Here is a 3097-nt window from a genome sequence, read left to right as displayed (position 1 = left end):
GTCCCGGATCGATCCGGGACATCTCCAAAAACTCAATTCCCTAGCGCGTTCCCAGGAATGTCGCCTTGCCCAACGGCACGCCATTGTGGCGAAGAATGTCGTAGGCCGTGGTGAGGTGGAAATAGAAGTTGGGCATAGCCACATGCAGCAGATACTGCAGGCCGGGCATCGAACTTTCCCGTCCGCCAAGCTTCAGCTCGATGATCTTGTCGTCGGAGCCGTCGAACTCGGCAGCCGAAAATGTGCCCAGAAGGTCGAGGGTCTTGGTGATGCGCGCCTGAATTTCGGCGAAACTCGCCTCGTTGTCCTCGTATCTCGGCACGTCGCGCCCGGCGAGCCGTGACGGCGCGCCCTTGGCATGATCGGTGGCGATCTGCACCTGCCTGGTCAAGGCGAACATGTCTGGCGCCAGCCGCGCCGTCAGAAACACCTGCGGGTCGATCTTGCGGTCAAGCGCATTCTGTTCGGCGGTCGCCAGCACATCGGAAAGCGCTTTCAGCCTGGCCGAAAACACCGGCACGGACGCCTCATACATCGATATCGTCACGTCAAATCTCCTGTCCGGCCGAACGCCGGCGGACGCGACGTAGCGCCTTCGCGCGCGATTCTTCAAGTCCGTCGAGCCTGCGTCACCACGTTGCCGCAATCGCCGTCGTAGAATCCTCTATCGAGCGGAGGTTCCCGATGAGACGCGCCCTTTTCGCAGCGACTGCCTTTCTCTCCCTGGCACCGATCGGCCAGACGGTATTGGCTGCCGACGATGCCCCCGAAGCGCCCTATATCGACGATCGGTCGAGCGCCGACGCGGTTGTCCGTTCGCTGTACAGCGCCATCAGCCGGCACGAATTCGCCCGCGCCTGGGGGTATTTCAGCGATACAAAGCCGGCAAAGGATTTCGACAGTTTCGTCAAGGGTTTTGATGGGACCCACAAGGTCGAGGTCGAGACCGGAGCTGTTTCCGACGAAGGTGCGGCTGGCAGCATTTTCTACAACGTCCCCGTCGCCATTCGCGCGACGGACAAGGCCGGCGGCGAAAAGGTCTTTGCCGGTTGCTATACGCTGCGCCAGGTGAATGCCCAGATCCAGGCGGAGCCGCCCTTCGATCCGATCCATATCGAAAAAGGCGCGCTGAAACCCTCCACCGCCGATTTCGAAGAGGCGCTGCCGCCAAGCTGCGGCGACGGGCCGCCACCGCCAAAGAAAGACACCGCACTGGAGCAGGCCAAGAAGGCCTTTCTGGCAACCTATGGCGACCAGTGCGACAAGCAGTTCCTTGCCAATGAGCCGACCGTTTTTTCGATTAAATACAAGGACAAGGATGCGCAGCCCGGCGAACCCGACAAGGAGACGCGGCTGTTCCATTTTTCCTGTTCGGCCGCGGCCTACAATGAAAGCTCGATCTACTACATGACCGACGACGTGTCGGGCGTGCAGCAGTTGCAGTTCGCCGAGCCCAAGATGGACATCCGCTACGAGAACAATGACAGCAACGGCAAATTGCTGGGCATGAGTATCGTCGGTTTCCAGACGTCCGGCTGGGCGGTCAATTCCGACTATGATGAGGCTGCCCACACGATCACAACATTCAACAAGTGGCGCGGCATCGGCGATGCGTCCGACGCAGGGACGTATCTGTTCCGCAACGGCAATTTTTCGCTGGTCCAGTATGACGTCGATGCGTCCTATGACGGCGAGCAAAATCCGGAGACGGTTGTCGACTATAACACCGCGCCCTGAGCATCACACGAGCTTGCAGGCTGCGTCGATCAGGGCGCCTTCGACAGCATCCAGTTGAGCGTGCCGCGCCAGTCGGTCATGCGGATCGGCGTGCCATGGGTGCCGGTCTCGAAGCGGACGAAGCGGGTCGGATAGGTCTTCGATTTGGTCAGGATCGAGCGAAAGAACGCCTCCTGCTTTGCCACGGGGTAGACGACGTCGTGGCTGCCCTGGCCGAAGAAGACCGGCACGCGGCGCTTGAAGGCCGGGCTGGTGAAAAAGCTCTCATCCCACAGCGAACCGAGCAGCAGCAGGCCATTGATGCGTCCGCCTGTATCCTTGCGCGCGGCCAGCTTCCAGCATAGCGCGCCGCCCATCGAGCCGCAGGCGACGAAGATCTTCGCGCCTGGCGACTGTTCGGCATAATGACCGATCAGCGCCGCCACCTGCGCCGCTCCCTTGTCGCCGAAATCGGGGAAATCAGGACTGAGATAGAGGCCGCCATTGCCGGCCATCAGGTTCTTGAGCCGGTTGAAATTGCCGCCGAAGGTGAAGTCGTCGACACCCTGCTTGCGGCTGCCGCCCTGCCCGTGCAGATAAAGCACGATGATGCCGGCGCCCTCGGTCTTGCCTGCGGCGACATGCCTGACATCGCCGGCATCGGTTTTCAGCAACAGATCCTGCTGCATCTTGCGGACGCCGGTGTCGGTGTATTGGGCGTTTACCCGGCGCTCCGGCACCTGGTCACGCTGGTTGATATCGCGCATCTCGCGGTAGTCGATGACGGTATAGGCGCCATTGGTGTCGGACGATAGCGTGGCCGGATAGGCGAAGAGATCGTCCTTGAAGGGTTTTAAGGACAGCGTCTGGCTTTGCGCGGCCGGAGACAGCAACGCGGTCGCGACTGCAAAGGCACAGAAAATTTGGCAGCGGATAGACATGTCCAAGGCATGCGTAATTCGGCTTGGGTTTGTCAATCCTGCAGCACGCCGCCGGCGCCTTCCAGCGCCTCGCGTGTGTCGACATCGACTGACGCCGCCGCGCCGATTTCGACATCGATGACATCGAGCCCTTCGGTCTCGACCAGATGGCGCGCGCCTGTGTCGCCTTCGAGATGGGCGATCGCCGGAAACAGCGAGCGCGGCAAAAGCACAGGGTTGCCGCGCTTGCCGTCATGCGAGGCGCGGACCACCGCGTTGCCGCCGGCCTTGCGGAAAGCATCGATCAATCTGTCGAGGTCATCGGACGTGATATCAGGCATGTCACCGAGAACGATCATCACGCCGGCGGAATCTTCCGGCAGATAGGCGATGCTGGCTTTCAGCGAGGTGGACAGGCCCTCGGCAAAATCGGGATTGTCGGCGAAGGTCACGTCGAGGCC

4 protein-coding genes are annotated in these 3097 nt (G+C 61.2%); 1 reads left to right on the top strand and 3 read right to left on the bottom strand.

The window, feature by feature from the left end; genetic code table 11:
- Positions 1–40 precede the first annotated feature (40 nt).
- On the bottom strand, positions 41–547 hold the full coding sequence (locus tag EN964_RS30175) for a DUF1993 family protein (RefSeq protein ID WP_127267825.1): 507 nt from the start codon (positions 545–547) through the stop codon (positions 41–43).
- Between the two features lie 137 nt (positions 548–684).
- Between EN964_RS30175 and EN964_RS30170 the strand changes: the two genes are divergently transcribed.
- Positions 685–1737 carry a DUF1176 domain-containing protein gene (locus tag EN964_RS30170; protein ID WP_127267826.1) on the top strand — a complete coding sequence of 351 codons (1053 nt, stop codon included), beginning with the start codon at positions 685–687 and terminating at the stop codon, positions 1735–1737.
- Between the two features lie 29 nt (positions 1738–1766).
- On the opposite strand, the gene EN964_RS30165 is transcribed toward EN964_RS30170, so the two are convergent.
- Both EN964_RS30165 and EN964_RS30160 read right to left on the bottom strand, forming a co-directional pair.
- Positions 1767–2657 carry an alpha/beta hydrolase gene (locus tag EN964_RS30165; protein ID WP_127267827.1) on the bottom strand — a complete coding sequence of 297 codons (891 nt, stop codon included), beginning with the start codon at positions 2655–2657 and terminating at the stop codon, positions 1767–1769.
- 32 nt (positions 2658–2689) lie between these two features.
- The coding region (locus EN964_RS30160; RefSeq protein ID WP_164776089.1) for an NTP transferase domain-containing protein at positions 2690–3097 on the bottom strand (408 nt) is incomplete at its 5' end.

This window comes from Mesorhizobium sp. M7A.F.Ca.CA.001.10.2.1 (genome assembly GCF_003998575.1).
In the GTDB taxonomy this organism is placed as follows: domain Bacteria; phylum Pseudomonadota; class Alphaproteobacteria; order Rhizobiales; family Rhizobiaceae; genus Mesorhizobium.
The sequence above is the reverse complement of the archived record's forward strand: the minus strand, read 5'-3'. Positions and strand labels throughout refer to the sequence as shown.

Excerpts from the sequence above, each read along its gene's own strand:
- EN964_RS30170 (WP_127267826.1), top strand. The coding sequence starts at position 685 with ATGAGACGCGCCCTTTTCGCAGCGACTGCCTTTCTCTCCCTGGCACCG.
- EN964_RS30165 (WP_127267827.1), bottom strand. The coding sequence starts at position 2,657 with ATGTCTATCCGCTGCCAAATTTTCTGTGCCTTTGCAGTCGCGACCGCG.